The organism is Sphingomonas sp. BL-S-30 (assembly GCF_055521475.1).
The window spans coordinates 723,675-740,668 of record NZ_CM145481.1 but is presented as its reverse complement, the minus strand read 5'-3'; the positions used below and the strand labels follow the sequence as shown (position 1 = coordinate 740,668).

18 protein-coding genes and 1 tRNA gene are annotated in these 16,994 nt (G+C 66.5%); 12 read left to right on the top strand and 7 right to left on the bottom strand.

Translation table 11 applies throughout. The features are described 5' to 3' along the window. Positions 1-33: 33 nt before the first annotated feature. Positions 34-1,959, bottom strand: coding sequence for a 1-deoxy-D-xylulose-5-phosphate synthase (gene dxs, locus ACZ1I5_RS03260; RefSeq protein ID WP_465172306.1), 1,926 nt, complete (start codon positions 1,957-1,959; stop codon positions 34-36). A 97-nt stretch (positions 1,960-2,056) separates the two neighbouring features. Between dxs and ACZ1I5_RS03255 the strand changes: the two genes are divergently transcribed. Further along, complete coding sequence (locus ACZ1I5_RS03255) at positions 2,057-2,593, top strand: GNAT family N-acetyltransferase (protein ID WP_465173884.1); 537 nt, start codon at positions 2,057-2,059, stop codon at positions 2,591-2,593. Here the strand turns inward: ACZ1I5_RS03255 and ACZ1I5_RS03250 are convergent. After that, complete coding sequence (locus ACZ1I5_RS03250) at positions 2,590-3,066, bottom strand: Fur family transcriptional regulator (protein ID WP_372857177.1); 477 nt, start codon at positions 3,064-3,066, stop codon at positions 2,590-2,592. The two genes, ACZ1I5_RS03255 and ACZ1I5_RS03250, sit on opposite strands and share 4 nt — an antisense overlap. A gap of 44 nt (positions 3,067-3,110) precedes the next feature. Continuing rightward, on the bottom strand, positions 3,111-3,506 hold the full coding sequence (locus tag ACZ1I5_RS03245) for a MerC domain-containing protein (RefSeq protein WP_465172305.1): 396 nt from the start codon (positions 3,504-3,506) through the stop codon (positions 3,111-3,113). Positions 3,507-3,638: 132 nt separating this feature from the next. Between ACZ1I5_RS03245 and ACZ1I5_RS03240 the strand changes: the two genes are divergently transcribed. From ACZ1I5_RS03240 to ACZ1I5_RS03215, 6 genes are all read left to right on the top strand, one after another. Beyond that, positions 3,639-4,676 (top strand): COX15/CtaA family protein, encoded by a 1,038-nt coding sequence (locus ACZ1I5_RS03240; protein ID WP_465172304.1) that lies wholly within the window; start codon positions 3,639-3,641, stop codon positions 4,674-4,676. Further along, positions 4,673-4,993, top strand: coding sequence for a divalent-cation tolerance protein CutA (cutA, locus tag ACZ1I5_RS03235; RefSeq protein ID WP_465172303.1), 321 nt, complete (start codon positions 4,673-4,675; stop codon positions 4,991-4,993). Before ACZ1I5_RS03240 ends, cutA begins: the two co-directional genes overlap by 4 nt. Positions 4,994-5,111: 118 nt before the next feature. Beyond that, positions 5,112-5,591 carry a 50S ribosomal protein L13 gene (gene rplM / locus ACZ1I5_RS03230; RefSeq protein WP_465172302.1) on the top strand — a complete coding sequence of 160 codons (480 nt, stop codon included), beginning with the start codon at positions 5,112-5,114 and terminating at the stop codon, positions 5,589-5,591. Beyond that, a complete protein-coding gene (rpsI, locus tag ACZ1I5_RS03225; protein WP_465172301.1) occupies positions 5,591-6,139 on the top strand; it encodes a 30S ribosomal protein S9 in 549 nt (182 codons plus the stop codon). Before rplM ends, rpsI begins: the two co-directional genes overlap by 1 nt. A gap of 113 nt (positions 6,140-6,252) precedes the next feature. Further along, the gene (locus tag ACZ1I5_RS03220; protein WP_465172300.1) at positions 6,253-6,756 is read left to right on the top strand and encodes a hypothetical protein; all 504 of its coding nucleotides are present in this window, start codon (positions 6,253-6,255) and stop codon (positions 6,754-6,756) included. A gap of 55 nt (positions 6,757-6,811) precedes the next feature. After that, positions 6,812-8,548, top strand: a complete 1,737-nt coding sequence (locus ACZ1I5_RS03215; RefSeq protein ID WP_465172299.1) for a serine hydrolase — start codon at positions 6,812-6,814, stop codon at positions 8,546-8,548. 29 nt (positions 8,549-8,577) lie between these two features. Here ACZ1I5_RS03215 and ACZ1I5_RS03210 read toward each other — a convergent pair whose 3' ends face one another. The 3 genes from ACZ1I5_RS03210 to ACZ1I5_RS03200 form a co-directional block, all read right to left on the bottom strand. Further along, positions 8,578-9,261, bottom strand: coding sequence for a DUF4166 domain-containing protein (locus ACZ1I5_RS03210; protein WP_465172298.1), 684 nt, complete (start codon positions 9,259-9,261; stop codon positions 8,578-8,580). A gap of 224 nt (positions 9,262-9,485) precedes the next feature. Beyond that, complete coding sequence (locus tag ACZ1I5_RS03205; RefSeq protein ID WP_465172297.1) at positions 9,486-10,253, bottom strand: metallophosphoesterase family protein; 768 nt, start codon at positions 10,251-10,253, stop codon at positions 9,486-9,488. Next, a complete protein-coding gene (locus tag ACZ1I5_RS03200) occupies positions 10,250-11,080 on the bottom strand; it encodes a diacylglycerol/lipid kinase family protein (RefSeq protein ID WP_465172296.1) in 831 nt (276 codons plus the stop codon). The genes ACZ1I5_RS03205 and ACZ1I5_RS03200 overlap by 4 nt, the downstream gene beginning before the upstream one ends. 83 nt (positions 11,081-11,163) lie before the next feature. Here ACZ1I5_RS03200 and ACZ1I5_RS03195 point away from each other — a divergent pair, with 83 nt between their 5' ends. The 5 genes from ACZ1I5_RS03195 to ACZ1I5_RS03175 all read left to right on the top strand — a co-directional run bounded on the left by ACZ1I5_RS03195 (position 11,164) and on the right by ACZ1I5_RS03175 (position 15,072). Then, positions 11,164-12,681 (top strand): malonate--CoA ligase, encoded by a 1,518-nt coding sequence (locus ACZ1I5_RS03195; protein WP_465172295.1) that lies wholly within the window; start codon positions 11,164-11,166, stop codon positions 12,679-12,681. Between the two features lie 9 nt (positions 12,682-12,690). Next, on the top strand, positions 12,691-13,107 hold the full coding sequence (locus ACZ1I5_RS03190; protein WP_465172294.1) for a polyketide cyclase: 417 nt from the start codon (positions 12,691-12,693) through the stop codon (positions 13,105-13,107). A 6-nt stretch (positions 13,108-13,113) separates the two neighbouring features. Next, positions 13,114-13,587, top strand: a complete 474-nt coding sequence (gene ybaK, locus ACZ1I5_RS03185; protein ID WP_465172293.1) for a Cys-tRNA(Pro) deacylase — start codon at positions 13,114-13,116, stop codon at positions 13,585-13,587. Positions 13,588-13,697: 110 nt separating this feature from the next. Beyond that, a tRNA-Gly gene (locus ACZ1I5_RS03180) sits at positions 13,698-13,771 on the top strand. A gap of 56 nt (positions 13,772-13,827) precedes the next feature. Further along, a complete protein-coding gene (locus ACZ1I5_RS03175; protein WP_465172292.1) occupies positions 13,828-15,072 on the top strand; it encodes an NAD(P)/FAD-dependent oxidoreductase in 1,245 nt (414 codons plus the stop codon). A gap of 525 nt (positions 15,073-15,597) precedes the next feature. On the opposite strand, the gene ACZ1I5_RS03170 is transcribed toward ACZ1I5_RS03175, so the two are convergent. Then, on the bottom strand, positions 15,598-16,983 hold the full coding sequence (locus ACZ1I5_RS03170; protein ID WP_465172291.1) for an RNB domain-containing ribonuclease: 1,386 nt from the start codon (positions 16,981-16,983) through the stop codon (positions 15,598-15,600). Between the last annotated feature and the right edge of the window lie 11 nt (positions 16,984-16,994).

The following is a 16,994-nucleotide window of genomic DNA, read 5'->3' as shown; positions in this document are numbered from 1 at the left end:
CAGCTTGAGGTCTTTAGTCGGATATATCGCCGACTATGCCCGCGCACCCTCGACGACACCGCCCGAGTTGTGGCGGAGTGCCTTGAGCACGGCATCGACGATGGCATCGGCATCGAGGCCGGCCTCGGCATATTGCTTCTCGGGCTTGTCCTGGTCCTGGAAGATGTCGGGCAGGCGCATGGTGCGGATCTTGAGCCCCGCATCGACCAGTCCGGTATCGCTGGCAAGGGTGAGCACATGCGCGCCGAGACCGCCGATCGACCCCTCCTCGATCGTCACTGCCACCTCATGCGTGGTCAGCAGCTTGCGGATCAGCGCTTCGTCGAGCGGCTTGACGAAGCGCAGGTCGGCAACCGTGGTGGAGAGACCGCGCGCATCGAGCGCATCGGCCGCCTTCAGTGCCTCGCCAAGGCGCGTGCCGAGCGACAGGATCGCCACCTTGTGCCCCGTGCGCACGATGCGGCCCTTGCCGATCTCGAGCAGCTCGGGCGTCTCGGGCAGATCGACCCCCGTGCCGTTGCCGCGCGGATAGCGCACCGCGATCGGCCCGCTGTCATGTTCGACGCAGGTATGCGTCATGTGCACCAGCTCGGCCTCGTCGGCGGCCGCCATCACCACGAAATTGGGCAAGGTCGCGAGATAGGTCACATCGAAGCTGCCGGCATGCGTCGCGCCGTCGGCACCGACCAGGCCGGCCCGGTCGATCGCGAACCGGACGGGCAGGTTCTGGATCGCCACGTCGTGCACGACCTGATCGTACGCGCGCTGCAGGAAGGTCGAGTAGATCGCACAGAATGGCCGCATGCCCTGCGCGGCAAGCCCGGCGGCAAAGGTCACCGCATGCTGCTCGGCGATGCCCACATCGAAGAAGCGATCGGGATAGGCCTGGGCAAAGGCATCGAGCCCGGTGCCAGAGGGCATCGCCGCGGTGATCGCGCAGATGCGCGGGTCAGTCGCGGCTTCGGCCACCAGCGCTGCGCCGAACACATTCTGGTAGGCCGGCGGCCCCGGCGGCGCCTTGGCCTGGGCACCGGTGATCACGTCGAACTTCTGCACGCCGTGATATTTGTCGGCCGCCGCCTCGGCCGGCGCATAGCCCTTGCCCTTCTTGGTCACGACATGGACCAGGATCGGGCCTTCCTCAGCATCGCGCACATTCTCCAGCACCGGGATCAGCTGGTCGAGGTTATGCCCGTCGACCGGGCCGACATAATAAAAGCCCAGCTCCTCGAACAAGGTCCCGCCCATCGCCATGCCGCGCGCGAACGAATCGGTCTTCTTCGCCGCCGAATGCAGCGGCCGCGGCAGCTTGCGCGCCAGGCGCCGCGCCAGCTCGCGCAAGGACAGGAACTCCCGGCTCGACACGATGCGCGACAGATAGGCCGACAAGCCCCCCACCGGCGGCGCGATCGACATGTCATTGTCGTTGAGGATCACGATCAGCCGGTTGCCGGCGGCCTCCGCATTGTTCATCGCCTCATAGGCCATGCCCGCCGACATCGCCCCGTCGCCGATCACCGCGATCGCCTTGCCCGGCTGGTCCTTGATCTTGTTGGCGATGGCAAAGCCAAGCGCCGACGAGATCGAGGTCGACGAATGCGCCGCACCGAACGGGTCATATTCGCTCTCGCTGCGCTTGGTGAAACCCGACAGCCCCCCGCCCATGCGCAAGGTGCGGATCCGGTCCCTGCGCCCGGTCAGGATCTTGTGCGGATAGCATTGGTGACCCACGTCCCAGATCAGCCGGTCGCGCGGCGTGTCGAACACATAATGGATCGCCGTCGTCAGCTCGACCACACCCAGCCCCGAGCCGAGATGACCCCCCGTCACCCCCACCGCCGCAATCGTCTCCGCCCGCAACTCGTCGGCCAGCTGCCGAAGCCGGGTCGGGGAAAGCGCCCTGAGATCCGCGGGCGTATGAACCGTGTCGAGCAACGGGGTCGAAGGAACGTCAGACATCGCGCCTGCTTAGCGGACGCGAAGAAGTGTGTCGATTGTTGTGGCGGTTGCGAGTGCTTCTTGACGACATGTGCACAGGATCGTGACACTGCCGACCATGGACCTCACGCATCGCCTCGCCACCGAAGCCGACATTCCGGCGATTCGCATCCTGATGGACCGCGCGATCGAGGCACTGCAACGTCCGTTCCTGTCGCCCGAAGAAGTAGCGGCTAGCCGGTTGAGCATGGGCCTCGACAGCCAGCTCATCGCCGACCGGACCTATTTCCTGGTCGAGACGACGGGCCGCCTGGCGGGGTGCGGCGGCTGGAGTCGCCGGGCGACGCTTTATGGCGGCGATCACAGCGCCGCGTTGCGCGACCCGAAACTGCTCGATCCGGCGACGGACGCGGCGCGGATCCGGGCGATGTACACCGATCCGGATTTCACGCGGCGCGGCGTGGGCCGGCTGGTGCTGCGGCTGTGCGAAACGGCCGCTCGGGAGGCGGGATTCGCCCGGGCCGAGATGATGGCGACGCTTGCCGGCGAACCGCTCTATCTCGCCTGCGGCTATGCGCCGATCGAGCGGGTGATGAAATTATCGGCGGAAGGTGCACCGGTCCCCGGCGTCCGCATGGGCAAGCCGCTGGTTTAAGCGGCGTCCTCATGCTCGCAATCGGCGCATTTGCCGCGCACCTCGATCACCGGCCGAACCGGCGAGAAGCCGGCTGCCTCGGCGGCTGAACGAACGCCGCTGGTGATGCGATCATTGTCGAGATGAGTCGTCTGGCCGCAGGTGTCGCAGACCAGGAAGATGCAGTCGTGCAGGCAATCCGGATGCGCATTGGCGACATAGGCGTTCGAGCTCTCGACTCGCCGCGCCAGGTTCGCGCCGACGAACAGGTCGAGGATGCGATAGACGCTGTTCGCCGCGACCCGGCGCCCCTCGGTCTTCGATACCGCCTCGGCGATGTCATAAGCGCTTGCCGGCTTGTCGAAGCCAGCGAGCGCCTCGAAGATCTGGGCGCGCATCGTCGTCCACTGCTCGCCCGATTTCTCGAGCGTCTCGCGCGCTGCCTTTGAAAGGTCAGCGCCCTGCGGTTCGTGATGGTGATGATGTGCGGCCATGGGGTTCAATTTAGGCACTGCCGCCCCCCGCGGCAAGTAAAGTCCTAGTAGGTCGCCCGGCGGTTCAGATCATGGCCGAGTGCGAGGATCGCGACGCCGATCAGAGTCCACACCGTCTCCGTGCCGCCGTCATGCGGCATGGTGATCGCACCCGCCATGATGCCGAGGCCGAGCGAGCCGACCACCGCCGGCATCATATAGCCATGCGCGAAGATGCCGCGGCCGAGCGCCAGCACGCCGAAGCCGATCGCGACGGTCAGGCCGATCTCGTGGAACAGCGGGTTGAGCAGCAGGCCGCCGGCCGATGCCGCGAGCGCCAGGAACACCGAACTCGCCAGGCAGTGCACCGCGCACAGCCCGGACAGGCCGATCGCGAATCGATCGAACCGCGACTCGAGCCACGCAAAAGCGGGGAAATGGGAATGGACATGCGTTGTCATTGTGCGGGTCATTTGGCACAGCATAGCGCAAGTTACAATATATCATCGATGATTTTTCGACGAACCGATCGTCGCAATCCCGAATCCCAATCCTGAATCGACGCGCGCGTGCGATGGGGCTAGAGGCGGAGCATGCTTCAGGCCTCTTCGCTCGCCCATCCATCGCGGCCGCGCGCCCTTGCCGTGTGGCTGTTTTCGGTCGCCGGGCTGATCGTGCTGATGGTGGTGATCGGCGGCATCACCCGCCTGACCGAGTCGGGCCTGTCGATCACGGAGTGGAAGCCGATCAGCGGCATCATCCCACCGCTTACCGATGCGGCGTGGCAGGCCGAGTTCGACCATTACAAACGCATCCCCGAATATACCCAGATCAACAGCGGCATGACGCTGGCCGGGTTCAAGGCGATCTTCTTCTGGGAATATACGCACCGGCTGCTCGGCCGCTTGATCGGCATGGCCTTCGCGCTGCCGCTGCTGTGGTTCGCGGTCCGCCGGCGCATTCCCCCCGGCTATGGCTGGCGTCTGGTCGCGCTGCTTGCGCTGGGGGGGCTTCAGGGCGCGATCGGCTGGTGGATGGTCGCCTCGGGCCTGTCGGTACGTACCGATGTCAGCCATGTCCGGCTCGCGGTGCACCTGATCACCGCGCTGGTGCTCCTGTCGGGCCTGGTCTGGACCGCGCTCGACCTGCGCGCCTTGGCGGAGAGCCGCCTCGCCGCCCCTGCCTCGCTAAAGCCGCTCGCGGTGGTCGCGCTCGCGCTGCTGTTCAGCCAGATCATGTTCGGCGCCTTCACCGCCGGGCTCGACGCGGGCTACGCCTTTTCGAGCTGGCCGCTGATGGGCAATGCCCTCTTCCCGGCGGGCGTGGCGTTCATCGAGCCGATCTGGCGCAACGCGGTCGACAATCCGGTGGTGGTGCAGTTCATCCACCGCTGGTTCGCGTTTGTCGCGGCGACCGCGCTGATCATCCTGGCGCTGCGGGCGATCCGCCAGGGCGGGGTCATCGCCGGGCGCATGCTCGTCTGGCTGGTGGTGTTGCAGATCCTGCTGGGTATCGCGACCCTGCTCAGCGGGGTGCAGATCGTCATCGCGATCGCGCATCAGGCCAATGCCGCGCTGACGCTGATCGCTGCGACCTTCGCCGCGCATGCGATCGGCCGCGCGACGCGGTGAGCCGAATCCAGCTCGTCCGGACCAGCTTCGGCAGCGCCGACGAAGCCGAGCGCGTTGCGCGGGCGATGATCGAGGATCGCCTCGCTGCCTGCGCCTCGATCGCGCCGATCCGCTCCATCTATCGCTGGCAGGGCAAGGTCGAGACCGACGACGAGATGGCGGTCCTGTTCAAGACCACCGGCGACCGGGTCGCCGCGCTGAAGGCGGCGATCATGGCGCAGCACAGCTACGACCTGCCCGTCATCGAAACCTGGGAGGCCGAAGTCGACCCGGCGGTCGGCGACTGGATCTATGAGGAAACCGTGCCGGTATCCTGATACCCGTCATGAAACCGGCCTTTCGCTTGACTTTTTTGGGCCTTCCTCACATTAGCCCGCCATCAGCGCCGTCCCGTGGGGGCGGCGCATGTCGTTTGAACGAAAGAGGTCTGGCCCCATGAAGGCGCTGATGAAGACCACCAAGTCGGTAAAGCCGCACGAGGTGGAGAAGAAATGGCATATCGTCGATGCCGACGGCCTGGTGGTCGGTCGCGCAGCCTCGATCATCGCCAATGTCCTGCGCGGCAAGCACAAGCCGAGCTTCACCCCCCATGTCGATTGCGGTGACAATGTCATCGTCATCAACGCGGACAAGATCCGGTTCACGGGCAACAAGCTCAAGGACAAGATCTATTACCGCCACACCGGCTATGCCGGCGGCATCAAGGGCGTCGCAGCGGGCAAGATCCTCGAGGGTCGCTTCCCGGAGCGCGTCCTGGAAAAGGCGATCGAGCGCATGATCCCGCGCGGCCCGCTCGGCCGTGAGCAGATGCGCAACCTTCGCGTCTTCTCGGGCAGCGAGCATCCGCACGCAGCGCAGAACCCCGAAGTCCTCGACATCGGTTCGATGAACCGCAAGAACAAGGTGGGCAATTGATGTCCGACAATCGTCAGTCCCTTTCCGATCTCGCGACCCTGACCAGCCAGCCGGCACCGGTCGCAGCCACGTCGACGGTTCTCGCCGGTGACGAATATGCGCCCGCCGCTCCTGTCGTCGTCCGCGAGCCGATGCCCCTGCGCGAGCAGATCCTCGACAAGTTCGGCCGCGCCTATGCGACCGGCCGCCGCAAGGACGCCGTCGCACGCGTCTGGATCAAGCCGGGCACCGGCAAGATCACGATCAACGGGCGCGACCAGGAAGTGTATTTCGCACGTCCGACGCTGCGCCTCGTCATCAACCAGCCGTTCGGTGTCGCCGAGCGTGACGGTCAGTATGACGTGGTCTGCACCGTCAAGGGCGGCGGGCTTTCGGGCCAGGCCGGCGCGGTCAAGCACGGCATCAGCCAGGCGCTGACCAAGTTCGAGCCGATCCTGCGCGCGCCCGTCAAGGCCGCCGGGTTCCTGACCCGCGACAGCCGCACGGTCGAGCGCAAGAAGTACGGCCGCGCCAAGGCACGCCGCAGCTTCCAGTTCTCGAAGCGCTAAGTCGTTCTCGATTTCGCGAAATGGGGCGGTCCGGCAACGGGCCGCCCTTTTTCGTTCTCCCCTTTCGCGAGGCGCTGGGCTAGCTTCCCCGGAAATCAGACGGAGAAAATGCGTTGGCTTTGCACGATCCCGTAACGGCCCGCATCGTGACGTTCATCGAACAGGTCGGCATCCCGGTGGAAACCGATTCAGTCCCCGAGGCCTCATTCCTTCCCGCGATCACGATCCGGAACGGCGCGGTCGTCTATGATCCAGCGCGGCTCGAATGGCCGGGCGATCTGCTGCACGAGGCGGGACACGTCGCCGTGACGCCGCCGGAGGAGCGGTCCACGCTCAGCGAGATCCGGTCCGACCCCGCCGAGGAGATGTCGGCAATCGCCTGGTCCTATGCCGCGGCGCTGGCGATGGAGCTGGATCCCAGAGTGGTGTTCCACGAGCATGGCTATCGCGGCGGCAGTGACTCGCTGCTCGAGAATTTCGCGGAGGGCCGGTATCTCGCCGTGCCGATGCTGCAATATTACGGGATGACGCTGGAGAAGCGCCCGGCGGCGGAACGCGGCGAAGAGTCCTATCCGCACATGGTGTCGTGGCTTCGGACCCGTCCGAAGGACCCGTGAGCCGCACCATGACGACAGCTCATAAGGCAGGCGGCAGAAAGGCATGATTCCCGTGATGAAGCGATGGCTCGTGCTGCTCGGACTCATCCTGTTGCCCGTGGCGGCATCCGCGCAGGACGCCAAAGGCGACTGGACGGGTACGCTTCAGGTGAACGTCTCGGTCAAGCTTCGCCAGGCCGTCCATATCGCCGCCGCCGAAAGCGGTGCACTGACGGGGACGCTCGACAGCCTGGATCAGCAAGCGCTCGGCATGCCGCTTGCCAATCTGGCCGCTGCATCGGGCAGCCTCTCCTTCGACGTACCCGCCGTGAAGGGACATTATGAAGCGACCTGGAATGACGCGGCGAAAAGCTGGTCAGGCACCTGGAGCCAGCTGGGCCAGAACTGGCCGCTCTCGCTGAGCGCCGGCACCAGGGAATCGCTCGCGCCCGCACCGCCAAAGCCCTTGCCCGCCAATTGGGCGGTTCCCGACAAGGCCGCGATCGACTCGCTGATCGATCGACGCATTGCCGGTCGCGCCGGCGAAGGGATCGTGATCGGCATAACCGACGCCTCGGGCCACCATCTCACCGGCCGCGGCCCAGCGGGCGCGGCGGCGTTCGACGGCACGACATTGTTCGAGATCGGGTCGATGTCGAAGGTCTTCACCTCGCTGCTGCTCGCCGACATGGTCCGGCGCGGCGAGGTGGCGCTCGACGATCCGGCGGAGAAATATCTTCCGGCCGGCGCGAAGATGCCGATGCGCGCCGGCCGGAAGATCACGCTCGAGGATCTCGCGACGCATCGCTCGGGGCTGCCACGCCTGCCCGACAATCTCTCCTTTGCCGATCCGGCCAATCCCTATGCCGATTACAGCGAGGCCAATCTGCTCGACTTTCTCGGCCGCTATGCGCTGACGCGGGACATTGGCAGCCAGTTTGAATATTCCAACCTGGGTGTCGGGCTGCTCGGCTATCTGCTCGCGCGGCGGACGGGCACCGATTACGAGACGTTGCTCAAGCAGCGGATCACCATCCCGCTCGGCATGCGCGACACAACGATCACGCTGACACCCGCGCAAAAGGCACGCTTCGCCATCGGTCATGACCAATATATGCGGCCGACCAGCGCCTGGGACCTGCCGACATTGGCCGGGGCCGGGGCGATACGATCGACCGTCAACGACCTGCTCCTCTTTCTCGACGCCAGTATCGGCACCAAAGCCTCTCCGCTCGCGCCCGCGATGAAGGCGATGCTGGCGAAACGCTGGCCGGGGGTCTCGCCCCACGTCGCCACCGGTCTCGGCTGGATGGTCCTGACGACGTCCTCCGGCGACATCGTCTTCCACGACGGCGGGACGGGCGGGTTCCGCACCGCGATGGCCTATGATCCAGCCAGGCGGCGTGGCGCCGTAGTCCTCACCAATGCGGCGATCGAGGAGTCGATCAGCGACATTGCCTTTCATCTCTTGCTGGGTGCACCGGTGGCGCCGCCCGCTCCAGTGCCGCCGGCGCCAAAGCCGGTCGCCACACGCACCGCGATCGAGTTGCCAGCCGCCGAGCTCGATCGGGTCGTCGGACGTTATCGCTTCACCGCCCAGCTCGACATGACCGTCACGCGCGATGGGTCGGGGCTGAAAGCGCAGCTCACCGGCCAGCCGGCTTTCCCGATCTTCGCCGAGGCACCGCTCAACTTTTTCTGGCGGGTGGTCGATGCTCAGGTCGTGTTCACCGCCGACCCGGGTAGCCAGGCAACCGGCGTGGTGCTCCATCAGGGCGGCGGCACGATGACGGGGACGCGCGTCAATCCCTGACGATCGGTGCGGCAACGAACACCGGTCGTTCATGCCACCTCTCCCGGGCGATATTCCGTGAACAGGCCGCATTGATGGACCAGCGCGCCGAACCAGGGGTGGTCGAGCGCGAGGGTGAAGGCGAACCAGCCATGGTCGCAGTCGATATGGCCGATGCTGAGCCGGCCGGGACTCAGCCAGCGCGGCAGGCGAAGGCGGAGCGGGCCGAGGCGCCAGAAATAATGATCGCTGTCGAAATAGAGCGCTTCGTTCTCGACCCGCAGGGTGAGCGCGATGCCGAAGCCCATGCCGAGATATTCCTCGATGCCGGTGGGGCCCGCGAAGCGCTTGGAGCTGTGGATCACCTGGGGGAAGCCGGCGTGGCGGCTATACTGGCGAGTCCAGAATTGGCCGCCGCCGCCGGCATCCTCCGTCACGCACACCGCCGCCGCGACGCCGGTATCGGTGGTGAGCGGCAACGGCGCGCCGACCAGGCGGCAGGCCTGGGCGAAGAGCCAGCCGAGCTGGCTCATCCGGCATTCGACGATCTCGCCGACATAGCTGATCGTCTGAGTCGCGAGCGCCTTACGCCCGAACCGGGCGCGGACGGCGGGCGGGAGGCTGGCCCAGCCCGCCTCGCCGAGCAACTGGCGGAAACGGGGGTCGATGACGGTGACGCCGGTGCGCGGCGCGTGCTGCGGAACGGGGCTTCGAGGTGTCGCGATGCTTGCCACTTCTTCCTCCTGTTCCGGTCATTTCTGTTAAATCAGAAATTACAGATTATGGAGGCGAAGTCAAGGCGGGAGGTAGCGGATCAGTTAGGTGGGGGCTTTTTTTGTTCCTTCCCCGGCGAAGGCCGGGGCCCAGTCGGGGGACAGTTCTGGTTCGCGTTGCGCGTCACAGCAGCCTTTCCAACTGGGCCCCGGCCTTCGCCGGGGAAGAAGGAAGGGAAAACGCCCTACTCCACCTTTTCCTTTGGCAGCACGGTATCCGGCTCGGGCCCGAGCGTGCGCAGGACCACGTCGAAACGCGCGTCCTCGATCCGGATCTCGTTGAACGATGGCGGCGAGTCGCGGGTGCGTTCGGAGAGGGTGCCGGCCCCGATCATCCGAATCTTGCGGCCAGCCGCCTCGTGAGCCACGTCGAACGGATCATGGACATGGCCGGTCAGCACCGCGCTCGCGCCCGCTGCCGCCAGCGCCGCGAAGGCCTCGGCGCCGTTGCGGGTCGAGGAAGTCATGCGGGTATGCGCCTCGATCAGCGGGTGGTGACAGGCGACGAAGACCAGCGCATCCTTGGGCGCTGCCTCGACCAGCGCCAGCGCCTTTTGCAAGGCGCGCGTGCTGACATGACCCTTGGACCAGTTGAGCCGCCACTGCGCGCGCGCGGTCGTGACCATCGGGACGATCGCCACCCCGGGCAGGTCGAGCGGCCGTTCGATCAGACGCTCGATCGCGCCGATCCGCCCATAGGGACGAAAGAAACGCGCGATCGGATTGAAATAGGGCAGGTCGTGATTGCCCACCTCGACCGTCACCGGCACGCCCAGCCCCTGCAGCCAGGCGAGGCCGGCGGCGAATTCGTGCGCCCGCGCGCGCATGGTGAGATCGCCGGTCATGATCACCGCGTCGGGCTGCTCGGCGCGCACGAGCCCGTCGAACCAGGCGATCGCAGCGCGATCCTCGCGGCCGAAATGAACGTCGCTGACATGGAACAGCCGGATCATGCTGCCTCCACGGTCGCGATGAACATCTCCCGTCCGATGCCGCCGGTGATGGTGACATTGGCATCGAGTTTGACCGGCTCGCCGTCGAACAGCGCCTGGACCGGCTTGTGCCCGGCGATACGCAGCCGCGTCGCCTGGACCTCAGTGACCTGGGCCGCCGCGACCCAGTCTCCGGTCAGCCATTCCCAGCCGAGCGCGGCGATCGACCGCCAGTCGCGCGCGTCGACGGCGGCGACGTCGAGATGGTCGGGCTCGGGCGTGACGAACACCGCCTGGGCGTGGTGGCGCAGGCCCGGCACGCCTTCCAGCCGGATCCCGCGCGAGAAGGTGCGGCGCCACGCAGCGAGGATCGCCCGACCAAGCCCGCGCAGCCGCCGCGACCGCACCAGCTCGCGCGCCCGGACCCAGGTGGCGGCCGGGCCGAGGATCAGCCCGACAAAGGCGCGGTGCGGCCCCGCCTCGACATAGGGCAATGCGATCCGCCTGCCCCCTTGCTTCGCCGCATGGACGATCGTGGCGGGATCGGCATTGCCGTGGAGCGCCTTGGCGAGCAGATTCATCGTGCCGCCCGGCAGGATGAGGATGGCGCCGGTCCAGTCGGCGAGCCTGCAGGCCGCGGCGTTGATCGTGCCGTCGCCGGCGAACAGCACGACCGTGTCGACTCCCTCGGCATCGAGGCGATCGGCGTCGGGCAGGTCGTCCTCGGGAAAGGCAGTACGACCGACGAGTTGCAGGTCATGTTCGGCGAACACGGCTTCGATCGCCGTGGCTTTTGCCGCCGTCGCCGTGCCGGAGGCGGTGTTGGTGATGAACCACAGTTTCTGCATGGGCACCTCAACGCGCGAGAAGAGAGAAAGGTGACGCGCCGCGCGCGGCGCGATAGGCAGCAGGCGACAAAAGCGGAGAGCTCATGCCCAATCTCTACAACCGGTTCGTCGAAGCCTTCACGCCGCGATCCGACGCGCCGTTCATCATCCGCCCGGACGGCGGCACGATCACCTATGCCGATCTCCACGCGGCAACGGGGCGGATCGCCAATTTGTTCGTCTCGATGGGCATTGAGCGGGGCGACCGGATCGCGATGCAGGTCGACAAGTCGGCGGAAGGGCTGCTGGTCTATCTCGCGACCCTGCGCATCGGGGCGATCCACCTGCCGCTCAACCCGGCCTATACCGCGCGCGAACTCGACTATTTCCTGCGCGATGCCGAGCCGGCGCTGTTCATCTGCAGCCCGGCGAACGAGCCGGTGCTGGGGCCGCTGTGCCGGGAAATCGGCGTTCCTTATGTGATGACCCTGGGCAAGGCTGGGGACGGCAGCCTGATCGAAGCTGCAGAAGCAATGCCCGCCGACTTCGCGACCGTCGATGTCGCGGGCGATGAGCTGGCGGCGATCCTCTACACCTCGGGCACGACCGGGCGCTCCAAGGGCGCGATGCTGACGCACGACAATCTCGCCTCCAACGCCGAGACGCTGGTCGATCTGTGGCGCTTCACGAAGGACGATGTGCTGCTCCACGCACTGCCGACCTTCCACACGCACGGGCTGTTCGTCGCGACCAACATCATCCTGCTCACGGGCGCGCGGATGATCTTCCTGCCGGCGTTCGATCTCGACACGATGATCCGGCTGCTGCCGCGATGCACGACGATGATGGGCGTGCCGACCTTCTATTCGCGGCTGCTGTCGCGACCCGAGTTCACGCAGGATCTGGTCAGGGACATGCGGCTGTTCGTGTCGGGATCGGCCCCGCTGTCGGCGGAGGTCCACCGCGAGTTCAGCGCGCGCACCGGGCATGCCATCCTCGAACGCTACGGCATGACCGAGACCAACATGAACAGCTCCAACCCCTATGACGGGGACCGGGTGCCGGGCAGCGTGGGTTTCCCGCTGCCGGGCGTGGAGATCCGCATCACCGATGCCGAGACGGCCACGCCGCTCGCGCAGGGCGAGATCGGCATGATCGAGGTGCGCGGGCCGAACGTGTTCAAGGGTTATTGGCGGATGCCGGAGAAGACCGCCGAGGAGAAGCGCGGCGACGGCTATTTCATCACCGGCGATGTCGGCAGTTACGACGAGCGCGGCTATCTGGTCATTTCGGGCCGGCAGAAGGACCTGATCATCTCGGGCGGTCTCAACGTCTATCCGGCCGAGGTCGAGGCGCTGATCGACGAGATGGCGGGCGTCGCCGAATGCGCAGTGATCGGCGTGCCGCATCCCGACCTGGGCGAAGGCGTGGTCGCGGTGATCGCGGCGAAGGCGCCGGGCGCGGTCGAGGCACAAGCAGTGAAAGCGGCGCTGGCCGACACGCTGGCGTCGTTCAAGCGACCGAAACAGGTCTATGTGGTCGACGAATTGCCGCGCAACGCGATGGGCAAGGTGCAGAAGGCGGAACTGCGCAAGACCTACGCCGCGACCTTCCAGGCATGAAAGGACAGCATGATGTTGCCAGCCCGCACCTATAGCGTTTCGATCGATCGCGACTGGCGCGCGCTGTACGAGGAGATCTGGCGGCCGGAATATTTCACGAAATGGGCGTCCGGTCTCGCCGAATCCGATCTGCGCGCCGAAGGCGATGGCTGGACGGCGGACGGGCCGGAGGGGCCGATCCGCATCCGCTTCACGGCCCATAACGACTATGGCGTGATGGACCATTTCGTCGATGTCGGCGCCGACGGCGAAGTCCATATCCCGCTGCGCGTCGTACAGAATGGCGACGGCGCCGAGGTGATGCTGACGCTCTATCGCCAGCCCGGCATGAGCGACGAGAAATTCGCCGCCGATGCGAAATGGATCAATGCCGACCTGAAATCGCTGAAGGCGCTGTTCACGCCGCAGCGCGGCCGCAACGGATAAGCGGTCATGTCCAAAGCCACGCCGGCAACCCGCGCGCTTTCCGCTGCCGGTATCGCCTTCACCGTCCACGCTTATGACTATGATCCGGGCGCCGAGCGGATCGGACTCCAGGCGGCCGAGGCACTGGGCGAGCCGCCGCAGCGCGTGCTCAAGACGCTGATGGCGCTGGTCGACGGCAAGCCCGTCTGCGTGGTGCTGCCGTCGGATCGCGAGGTCGCGATGAAGAAGCTGGCCGCCGCGTTCGGCGGAAAGGCGGCCGAGATGATGAAACCGGCCGATGCCGAGCGGCTGACCGGTTATCATGTCGGCGGGATCAGCCCGTTCGGCCAGAAGCGCCGCGTGCCGACCGCGATCGAGCAGACGGCGCTGGGCGAGGCGCTGGTCTATATCAATGCCGGCCAGCGCGGCCTTCAGGTCCGGCTCGATCCGAAGGCGGCGGCGACGGTTCTTGGCGCGGTCGCGGCGTCGATCGTGAGTTAGGCACGGCTTGCAGGAAAATCCGCGCCGGGCTATCGGCGCGTCAGGCGATCCGGCTGAAAATGTCGGAAAGCTACCGGCCGATACGCCAGAAATGGCGGAAAAGCGGGTTCGCGGGTGTAGCTCAATGGCAGAGCAGAAGCTTCCCAAGCTTACGACGAGGGTTCGATTCCCTTCACCCGCTCCAGATTTTCGGCTCTCCCGTATTCCGCACGCTGAAGCCGAACGGGGAGAGAGAATTTCATGACGACAGCCGCACCCCGCATCGTGATCATCGGCGGCGGCCATGCCGGCGCGAACGCGGCCGCATCGCTGCGTCAGGCCGGGCATGACGGCGAGATCGTGATGATCTCCGAAGAGGCCGTGCTGCCTTATCATCGCCCGCCGCTGTCCAAGGCTTATCTCAAGGGCGGGTCGACGCTCGAGGCGCTGTATCTGCGGCCGGCCAAATTCTACGAGACCAACCGAATCGAGACGATCCTCGGCGCGCGCGCGACCGGAATCGACACGGCGCGCAAGATCGTGACGCTGGCGGACGGGCGCGAGATCGGGTGGGAATTGCTGATCCTCGCCACCGGATCGGTCGCGCGGCGTTTCGACGGGCCGGGAGCCGATCTCGGCGGCGTGCATGTGCTGCGCGACATCAAGGATGCCGAAGCGCTGCGTGCGCGGATCGTCGGGGGCGCGAAGCTGGTCATCATCGGCGCCGGCTATATCGGGCTCGAGGTCGCCGCCTCGGCGCGCGAGCTGGGCGCTGAGGTGACCATCCTGGAACGCGAGCCCCGCATCCTGTCGCGCGTGGCATGCGAGGAGCTTTCCGGTTTCTTCCACCGCTTCCATGCGAGCCGCGGCGTGACGTTCCGTACGGGCGTGTCGGTCGCAGGGCTGCACGGCGAGGACGGTCAGGTGCGATCGGTCGAGCTGTCCGACGGCGAGGTGCTGCCCGCCGATGTGGTGCTGGTCGGGATCGGCGGGGCACCCTGCGATGCGCTGGCCAGGGCGGCGGGCCTGCACTGCGACAATGGCGTGATCGTCGACCTGGCGGGGCGGACGTCGGTACCCGGCATCTATGCGATCGGCGACCTGACGCGCCGGCCGATGCCGCATTATGGCGACCGCATGTTCCGGCTGGAAAGCGTGCCCAATGCGGTCGACCAGGCCAAGGCAGTGGCGGCCAACATCATGGGCAAGCCCCTGCCCGCGCCCGACCTGCCCTGGTTCTGGTCGGATCAATATGAGCTGAAGCTGCAGATCGCCGGCGTGCCGTTCGACGCCGACCGGCAGATCGTGCGGCACACGCCGGACAAGGAGAACAGCTTCTCGATCTTCCACATGAGCGGCGACCGGATCGTCGCGGTCGAGGCCGTCAACGCGCTGGGCGATTTCGTGGCGGGGAAGAAGCTGATCATGAGCGGGCAGCCGGTGGATATTGCGGCGCTTTCGGATGCGAGCGTGGCGGTGAAGACGCTGATCGCTGCGGGCGACTGAAGAGCGCAAGTCCTCGTCCGCGATTCGGGCGCGGCGTATGAACAGCGTGTCGGCCACGAAGTAATGCGTCGCCGCCATCGGGGTGTGGTCGCAACTATTCGGGTATTTTTGCCACCCAACGTCGACCCCGATTTTTCGGGGTTCGGGCGCCATTTCGGCGGGCGCGTTGGAGATTTTTACGGGTGTGCGGTGCACGATCCAACAGATCGAGCCTGGCGGTGAAAATCTATAGTGGAGAATTTCACGGGCTTTATTCGACGAATTTCGAGAATTGGTGGTGTTTGACCTGAACGGTATTTGGTCGCGTCGATCGTATGGCGTTGCCGGCATTTCGCGACATCCCTTCAGCCTGACCGAACAGGTTAGGGCAGGTGATGGCGATTTAGAATCGAGCCAGTTTCTTCCGCTTCCCCGGCGAAGGCCGGGGCCCAGTTGGGAAGGCGGGAGCAACAGCGCGAAGCGCTACCCAATTGACCTCCCCCAACTGGACCCCGGCCTTCGCCGGGGAAGGTCAGGGAGGAAGGCTCAGCCTACCCGCTCGAAGCTGATCGTCCTCTTGTCGGGGTCGGCCGCGACCAGTTTCACGTTCAGGGCATCGCCCGGCGCGACATGGTGGGCGGTGATGCGCGCGACCACCGGCAGGTCGCTCAGCTGCATGCGCGCACCGCGATCGTCGAGATCAGTGACGACCGCCGGAAACACCTCGCCCTCGCGCCCGCGCAGCATCGTGGCCTCGGCCATGTCGATCACCGCGCGGTCGATCTGGCCGCTCAGGGAATCGGCACGGGCCATGACGGAGGGAAGCTGGGTGAAGGCAGCCGTCACCACCTCGGGCACGGGCTGGCCGTTGGCGATCGCGAGGGTGGCGCGGACGACATAGCGGTCGGCGAGGCGGCGGAGTGGCGCGGTCGCATGGGCATAGGTCGCCGCCATGGCGGCGTGCCAAGGGGTGATGCCCTCGCGAAAGGGCACGTAGCTCGCCCCCTCGCCCGCGCGGCGGATCGCCAGCATGAACGCGGCCTGTTTCGGATTCCGCGGATCGAGCCTGCGGCTGAACTGGTCGAGCGTCGCGGTTGCCGGCCAGTCCAGGCCGAAGGCGCGCGCGGTGAGGCGCAAGCGCTTGATCGCGCCCTCATTGGGTTCGGCCATCACCCGGAACAGGCCGGTCCGGTGCGCCTGGAGCGCGTCCGCGATGGCCAGGTTGGTGGCGAGCGACATCGCCGCGTTCTTCACCTCGGAGTCGAGCACCGGGCGGAACAGCAGCTTGAACTTCCCCTCGCCGATCGCATCGACTTCCTGCTCGGGCGGATCGATGCGGGCAGCACCACGCCGGTCCTCGGCACCCTGGATGCGGCGCGCCAGTTCGTCGAAATCGGCGGGCAGGTCGGCCGGGGTCACGCTGTCATAGGCGAGCTTCGCCCGGCTGCGGATCACGGCGCGCTCGGCCCCGTCGAGATGCACCGCGCCATCGGGCGCGACGCGCACGGTGAAGATCACCGCCGGGCGCGGGCCGGTGGGCAGCAGGCTGGCGGCGCCTTCGGCCAGCACCGGCGGATAAAGCCCGGCCTTGCCGTCGGGCAGATATTGCGTGGCGCCGCGATGCCAAGCCTCGGCATCGAGCGCGTCGCCATCGTCGACGAACCAGGCGACGTCGGCGATGGCGTAATGGAGCAGAAGATCGGCGCCGCTCCGATCGATGCAGAAAGCCTGGTCGAGATCGGTCGAACTGGCCGGATCGAGCGTGACGAAGGGCCGGTCGGTGCGGTCGGCATGTTCGGTCGGCACGCGTTTCGCGGCGGCCTCGGCGGCGGCGAGCACCGCGGGCGGGAAGGAATCCGGCACCTGGAACTGGGCGCGGATCGCGGCAAGGCCGGCGGCCAGCGCTTTATCGGGATCGGCGAGCGCCTTCATTGCCGCCTGCC

What these genes read in the sequence shown, in the direction of transcription:
- dxs (WP_465172306.1), bottom strand. Translation starts at nt 1,959, where the DNA reads ATGTCTGACGTTCCTTCGACCCCGTTGCTCGACACGGTTCATACGCCC.
- ACZ1I5_RS03255 (WP_465173884.1), top strand. Translation starts at nt 2,057, where the DNA reads ATGGACCTCACGCATCGCCTCGCCACCGAAGCCGACATTCCGGCGATT.
- ACZ1I5_RS03250 (WP_372857177.1), bottom strand. Translation starts at nt 3,066, where the DNA reads ATGGCCGCACATCATCACCATCACGAACCGCAGGGCGCTGACCTTTCA.
- ACZ1I5_RS03245 (WP_465172305.1), bottom strand. Translation starts at nt 3,506, where the DNA reads ATGACAACGCATGTCCATTCCCATTTCCCCGCTTTTGCGTGGCTCGAG.
- ACZ1I5_RS03240 (WP_465172304.1), top strand. Translation starts at nt 3,639, where the DNA reads ATGCTTCAGGCCTCTTCGCTCGCCCATCCATCGCGGCCGCGCGCCCTT.
- rplM (WP_465172302.1), top strand. Translation starts at nt 5,112, where the DNA reads ATGAAGGCGCTGATGAAGACCACCAAGTCGGTAAAGCCGCACGAGGTG.
- rpsI (WP_465172301.1), top strand. Translation starts at nt 5,591, where the DNA reads ATGTCCGACAATCGTCAGTCCCTTTCCGATCTCGCGACCCTGACCAGC.
- ACZ1I5_RS03215 (WP_465172299.1), top strand. Translation starts at nt 6,812, where the DNA reads ATGAAGCGATGGCTCGTGCTGCTCGGACTCATCCTGTTGCCCGTGGCG.
- ACZ1I5_RS03205 (WP_465172297.1), bottom strand. Translation starts at nt 10,253, where the DNA reads ATGATCCGGCTGTTCCATGTCAGCGACGTTCATTTCGGCCGCGAGGAT.
- ACZ1I5_RS03200 (WP_465172296.1), bottom strand. Translation starts at nt 11,080, where the DNA reads ATGCAGAAACTGTGGTTCATCACCAACACCGCCTCCGGCACGGCGACG.
- ACZ1I5_RS03195 (WP_465172295.1), top strand. Translation starts at nt 11,164, where the DNA reads ATGCCCAATCTCTACAACCGGTTCGTCGAAGCCTTCACGCCGCGATCC.
- ACZ1I5_RS03190 (WP_465172294.1), top strand. Translation starts at nt 12,691, where the DNA reads ATGATGTTGCCAGCCCGCACCTATAGCGTTTCGATCGATCGCGACTGG.
- ybaK (WP_465172293.1), top strand. Translation starts at nt 13,114, where the DNA reads ATGTCCAAAGCCACGCCGGCAACCCGCGCGCTTTCCGCTGCCGGTATC.
- ACZ1I5_RS03175 (WP_465172292.1), top strand. Translation starts at nt 13,828, where the DNA reads ATGACGACAGCCGCACCCCGCATCGTGATCATCGGCGGCGGCCATGCC.
- ACZ1I5_RS03170 (WP_465172291.1), bottom strand. Translation starts at nt 16,983, where the DNA reads ATGAAGGCGCTCGCCGATCCCGATAAAGCGCTGGCCGCCGGCCTTGCC.